The sequence below is a fragment of the Phaeodactylibacter sp. genome (assembly GCF_022763345.1).
In the GTDB taxonomy this organism is placed as follows: domain Bacteria; phylum Bacteroidota; class Bacteroidia; order Chitinophagales; family Saprospiraceae; genus Phaeodactylibacter.
This window is the reverse complement of record NZ_JALEGS010000079.1, coordinates 40,648-46,647: the sequence shown is the minus strand read 5'-3', so window position 1 is coordinate 46,647 and position 6,000 is coordinate 40,648. Positions and strand designations below refer to the sequence as shown.

General features: G+C 37.2%; 7 protein-coding genes. 2 read left to right on the top strand and 5 right to left on the bottom strand.

The window, feature by feature from the left end:
* Positions 1–127 precede the first annotated feature (127 nt).
* A complete protein-coding gene (locus MRY86_RS21195) occupies positions 128–724 on the top strand; it encodes a helix-turn-helix domain-containing protein (protein WP_293571907.1) in 597 nt (198 codons plus the stop codon).
* A gap of 74 nt (positions 725–798) precedes the next feature.
* On the opposite strand, the gene MRY86_RS21190 is transcribed toward MRY86_RS21195, so the two are convergent.
* The 3 genes from MRY86_RS21190 to MRY86_RS21180 form a co-directional block, all read right to left on the bottom strand.
* A complete protein-coding gene (locus tag MRY86_RS21190) occupies positions 799–2,199 on the bottom strand; it encodes a hypothetical protein (protein ID WP_293571905.1) in 1,401 nt (466 codons plus the stop codon).
* Positions 2,200–2,963: 764 nt separating this feature from the next.
* Positions 2,964–3,431, bottom strand: a complete 468-nt coding sequence (locus MRY86_RS21185; RefSeq protein WP_293571903.1) for a DinB family protein — start codon at positions 3,429–3,431, stop codon at positions 2,964–2,966.
* Positions 3,432–3,545: 114 nt separating this feature from the next.
* The gene (locus MRY86_RS21180) at positions 3,546–4,262 is read right to left on the bottom strand and encodes an outer membrane beta-barrel protein (RefSeq protein ID WP_293571902.1); all 717 of its coding nucleotides are present in this window, start codon (positions 4,260–4,262) and stop codon (positions 3,546–3,548) included.
* A gap of 324 nt (positions 4,263–4,586) precedes the next feature.
* Between MRY86_RS21180 and MRY86_RS21175 the strand changes: the two genes are divergently transcribed.
* A complete protein-coding gene (locus tag MRY86_RS21175; protein WP_293571901.1) occupies positions 4,587–4,835 on the top strand; it encodes a hypothetical protein in 249 nt (82 codons plus the stop codon).
* Between the two features lie 165 nt (positions 4,836–5,000).
* Here MRY86_RS21175 and MRY86_RS21170 read toward each other — a convergent pair whose 3' ends face one another.
* Both MRY86_RS21170 and MRY86_RS27245 read right to left on the bottom strand, forming a co-directional pair.
* A complete protein-coding gene (locus MRY86_RS21170) occupies positions 5,001–5,792 on the bottom strand; it encodes a hypothetical protein (RefSeq protein WP_293571899.1) in 792 nt (263 codons plus the stop codon).
* A 15-nt stretch (positions 5,793–5,807) separates the two neighbouring features.
* On the bottom strand, positions 5,808–5,984 hold the full coding sequence (locus MRY86_RS27245; RefSeq protein WP_366145572.1) for a transposase: 177 nt from the start codon (positions 5,982–5,984) through the stop codon (positions 5,808–5,810).
* Positions 5,985–6,000: the final 16 nt, after the last annotated feature.

Below are 6,000 nucleotides of genomic sequence, written 5' to 3'. Positions count from 1 at the left end.
GCAAAGCGCAAGTTTGGCAGGGGCTAGCCCCTGCCAAACTTGATTGGAACTACTATTTTACAATTATAGACTGTCTTAAGAAGCATAAGTCTACACCGGCGCATTTATACTTGCCGAGACCGGCTTATTGGACAACAGGGAGGCAACCGTTTCATGGTTTGCTGCCGAAAAGTTCAAGCAACAGTACCCTAAGGTGGCAGTCAAAAGTGAAAATATTTTGGTGGATAACGACAATATCATTATGGCCGGAGCCTCCACTTCATTTTTAAACTTAGGCATCTATCTAATCGAGAAATATTACGGTAAAAGACTTGCGAATTACACTGCCAAAATTCTCTTGATCAATAAAGGGAATGTATCCCAACAATCTTACAGCATTTTCATAGGGCAGAAAAAACACGGTGACGAAGCTATTCTAGCTACTCAAAGGTTTATTGAATGTCAAATCCATGAAGCTATCACCGTAAAGAAAGTAATTGATATGTCTGCTCTTTCGGAGAGAACATTTATAAGAAGATTTAAAGCGGCCACTGGAATATCACCACTTGAGTATATTCAAAGAACAAAGGTTGAATTTGCAAAAAAGAAGTTGGAATCGGGTGAATCCAATATTAGTCAAATAAGCTACGCTACGGGTTACGAAGATTTGAATTTCTTCCGCAAAATTTTTAAAAGGTACACAGGCCTTACACCATCGCAGTACCAAAAGCAATTTTCATTTTAATGTTTACAACGGTTTTCATATCTGCCGTGCGACGGTAGGAGCATGGACAGCTATGCAAACCATTGTGGGCATTTTTATTCAATTCCAAGATTATCTCTGATATTCTTTAACGATGCTGAACTTTCCAAAAGTTTTTTCCTTACTACTTTTAATTCCTCCTCAGAAACCACATTTGCGAGTGAAAGCAAAAGATACTCATAATCAGTATAGTCGATTTCTGATTTAAAAACATTTTGCAGCCATTGCCACATTCTCTTTTGTCCTATCTCTTTTTCAATAGCATGTAAAAGTAATGGAAAATACCGGTAAGCGTAAATATATCGATTCCCCAAATCTTCCTCAGTACCGATTTGGGAGATTGGTGTAGGATTAAGTCTAGTTGATAATTCATATTTTCTTTTTAAATCAGCATTGAATTCCTTTTCGCCGATGAACTCAGCCAATACCTTCATGGATAAAAACTCTGCTAATCCTTCGCTTAACACATTCCCTATTGGTGAATTAAATACTTTCAAAGTTCCGCTATAGTAGTGACCTAATTCGTGAGCAATCATTTTTTTATTATGATTCTCTTTTTCTGGGTCAAAAATCCCCCTTAAACCTTCACCCCAGCCAATGGAATAAATGGTAGGATAACTGACATACATAAAACCATCTTTCAGGGATGTTGGTGTTGTCTCTACAAATGTGGTTACCTGTTCAAATGGAATATTTAAGTTCTGCTCATAAAACGCTTTGTATGAGCTGACCACCTCCTCAAATTTATCTGCCTCTTCTCGTAATAAATCAGCATTCAGAAGGTAGGTATCAGACTTAGAAATAAATTCAAAGTTACCACTGTATAATGCTGGGCCAACAGGCAATTCGCTCTTAAATCTATGCCTCGAGCCCTTTACAGGTGGATTACCATTTACGTGTAAAGTAGAGCAATCTGCACAACTCAATTCAAAGTCGTACCTAACTTTGTGATAAAGCTTGTCTTTTGCTATGTCGTAAATGATAGGATACCAAGCAGATTGAAAGGCATCGGTCCTGACGGACTTTCCGTTAAAAGCAATATTGCCTTTCCAATCTTTACGACTGTAATACTCCAAAGTATCTGATGCTACAGGAAATTTTCCGACGTATCTGAATTGAATTTCTTCAGGTAGAAACTTTCCTTTACCGCTGTTATCCTCAAAATAATACGCAGCTGTTTCACCTGAGGAGAGCGTGTCCTTCAAGGATTTTTTAAAGTAAATTAGAAAGTCATACGGCTTTTTACTTCTAATATGAAGTATATTCATGCCAGCGTTAATCCTAATAAAATAGTCCTCAATGGTGGGGATGTCCGATAGCGTCAAATCGCATTCGAACGTCCCTTCAGTTATAGAAATTTCTACTTTTCCTGAAAGCAAAGGACTGGTATGCTGTGCGTGTAGTTGGAAAAACCCTAAACCTATGATAAGAATTGTACTGAGTAGTTTCTCTGTCATGTTGATTTTTTAATTGCCCACAACGTTAAGTATATGCGCAATGTGACCGATAGATAGCATTGTCATATATATCATGTTAGTGGTTCGGTTTTTATTTCCTCTTTCGTCTTAACCAAAAGAATTATTCTTGAATAGGATTATTAAGATGGCAGTGTATACCACTAATTCAGCCACCATCGCAATATATTTGGAGGTGCTTGTCATAAATCCAAAGGTTTCTATCACGCATATTGTAAATAGCATGGTGTAGGCCGCAAGCATAAACTCAGGTGTTCCACTCCATTTGGTGAAATATCCAATCAAAAAACCGATTGATGTGATCATTACTGAACCCCAATGAATAGGTAGCAACCATTTCGGAAAGTCTAGATTAGTGTATGGGGTCCATGGTACATTTGAAAATATCATTTCTGAGAAACCTCCGGCACTCCAACCAAGAAGAAACAAATGAATGACTACTAGTAGATAACCTATGTATTGCATTATTTAGAATATTGATTTTCTGCCAAATACTTCAACGCCTGCTCCCGCACGTCAGTGTCATTTCGGTTTCCTGGACGGTGGGGAAAAGGAGGAAGCCGGAGATCTGCTCCATCCGGAATTGATAGAACCCTTCTTCAAGCTCAATATCCACGAAGCTGTTCCCCTGGATGTTGGTTTCAAATTGGGTGTTGATGTAAAGCCAGTAAGGATGATCAGAGGTACAGCTAAAGCGGACTTCCGCTTTAGCACATTAGGTTTTGTTGGCTGTAGTGTTTTTACTTTTAATCCCATATCTCTGGGCGATTAATTTTCATGGCTCTCAAATACGAAAGGAACTGTCCTGCGTGAACAGATTCATGATACCCAATCCGTAATAAATATTTTCCAAGGATTTTTCTATCTCCATTTCCGGGGTGAGTGATTTTCATTTCGTTTAATTCTTTATCCGAAAATTGGCGAACGCTTTCTAGGAATGTATTCCTGTAAGTTTTAGCAAATTCAAGTTCGTCAGCAACGCTAATAAATGGTCGATTTTTCCAGGGCGTTTGATAATTTGCCATACTCCCATTATTGATTATTATATTCCACCCATAGTCGGCTTCCAAAACGTGTCTAACCATTTCTATGGCAGTCATTGCTTTTTCGTCAGGTTTCCAATTGTAATAGCTTTCAGGAAGTCCTTTCCAAAGTTTTACGCTTCTTCTTCTAATCTCTGTAAAGTTTAAAATTATGAGTTCAGATTGAGTCATTTTCTTTGTTTTCGAGAATGTCCTTTTACATTACAGCCAACGGCCCGGCTAGCCGCAGTACGCAGCATCGCGGAGTATTGTCGGCTAGCCCTTGTTAGTCATCGTGTTTTTCAGTTATAATAACATCTTCGCTCCCAAGCTAATTGTAAATCCGCTATTTCTAAGTTGTTGACCGGTATTATCCTCTATCTTGTTGAAATTTGTAATACTTACTTGATATTTTGGACTAAAAAAGATAGAAAAGTCTTCTTTAAAAAGGTAGACCCATTCAAAGCCTAATTTAAACCCCAAATCCCATCTCTTAAAACTACTTTTATCAAAGTCAATTTTTTGATCAACAGTTGCAATTCTATCATCTCTATTACTTGAATCTTCAATTAGAGTAGAATATTCATTTCCACCTAAACCAAAACCTATGCTAGGCCCAAATAGAGCATTGAATTCAAATTTGTCGCCTTTTAATCCCGTTTGATTAAGCAGTAGTGAAAACTCAAAATAATCTACGTTTATGTCATGGTTATAGATTATATTTAAAGAATCATGAGGTCCGGTATCTATTAATAATTCTGACGCACTCACTATTGAACCCTTCCTTTTGAAACTTAATTCACTTCGAATACAAATATCCTTAATCTTTTTTTCAATAAATGCTGATACAGAAATACCATTTTTCATTGTTTGATCAAAGTTCGAATAATTGAAATCTGATTCTTCGTGTATTAACCACGAATAATAAGATTTACCAATTTCTACACCTAGGTTTATTTGTGAATATGAAATATTAGCAATTAGCAATATAAATATTGTAGTTTTAATCTTTAATAACTTCATTGTTTTTACTTAATATGTGAATTCAGATTTTCTTATTTCCCATGGTGACTAAATCGTTTATACACAAAATATCACCCTATCCCTCTTCACTCCCCCCGATTATGCTCAATCAACTCAATCACCACCAGGGCAGTGCTCAAAGAGCCCCCTGATACCCGAATACTGTGCTTGGTACTAACCGTAGAAATAGTGAAGGAATAGGACCGACTGAAACGGTACATAGCGATGCCCAGAATGATGCCGGCAAAAAAGATGAGGGTAAATTCTATACTTTGAAATTGCAGATATGCTCCGACTGATAAGATTGCACTGAAGATAGCAAATATGTACCAGGCATTATTAGCCCTGTACAGTAGAGAGATACTGACAATCTCCTTCAAATACATACTCCAACAAGTCTGGGCAGACTCATTCGTGTACCGTATCCTTTTGTTCGTGATCATCAAGCCGGGCAGGGCCGAGCTCGTGATTTCTTCCTGGGGCATTAGTTTCATCGCGCATTCCTTGAATTATGAGATCAAGCGCATCGGTCATCTGAGCGGTGCGTTTGGTTGGGTCTTTACATTTACGTAGTGCAATGTCTATTTGTTTCAATTTTCCTGGGACGTCCATGGCAGAGCTTTATTAGTCCGAGAAAATAAATACAAATTGTGCCTAACGGCTCGCATACACGGCGTTGCGGCGTTTAGCCGACATGACCGTTGTATGCTTTGTTCGGTGTCGGGTTTTTTCTTTCTCTTACAATGTGAAATTCATGGTATGACTTCCTAAAAATCCTGTTAGATATTTACATCCATTAGAAAGAGAAGCTTCTCCCTTTGTTGAGTTATTTCCAAAAAATACAATCTCTTTCCCTGTAAATTTGGCAGTTCCGTTATAGTCATAAGCATTTATATGTGCAACAAACTTATAAGTATCTCCATTTTGGTCATAGAATTTAACAAAATAATGAGGTCTCATTGTCATCATGTAGTAAGTCTTGTTATTTAACGAACATACATCTGATTTTTCTTTGCTAACAGGTTTTACCGGCTCATTTTGCTGCTTTACTCTTTTTAAAATTGTTGTATCCTTGGTTTCGGTATTGTATGAAAAATAGACAATATAATCTCCCTCTTTATATGATGATTTGATTATTGTTTTGTTATCACTATTTAATTTATTGTTATTCCCCTGGACAACTTGATTATTATCCCCTGTAACATTTCCAACAGTTTTATTATTATCACCTTTTACATTTTGTTGATTTGATACAGTTTTAGTCGCTTCTGCTTGTCTTATTTGTTCCTTTTGCTCACTTATTATCTTATTTGATATTAACTGGTTTTTATTATCAACAAAACCTAATGCTGCTCCAAGTAACATGATTATCCCCACTATTGATAGTATCCATTTTGACGACCTTGACATAGGCTCTTTTACACCCCAAATTCTTCCCACTACTCCGAAGAAGAAAAAAATTGACCCAACTATTGCAAAAAATTTAATTAGGTCTGCATCTTTGATTACTTCAAGAATTATCTCCGCCATAATTTTTGTTTTTAATTAGACCTTTTGCACAAAGATTTTGTAGGCGTACGCGCGCATTAATATTACGAATTTTCTGCGCCAGGTATAGAATGTCCCTTTTGTAATGCCCAGATCTCGGCTGATCTCTTCTACCGACCTGCCTGATTCGTTCTCTTTGAGCGCCTTGATTGCTCCAACGGTACCCTTTTTCAATTCTCTCCCACAAGAT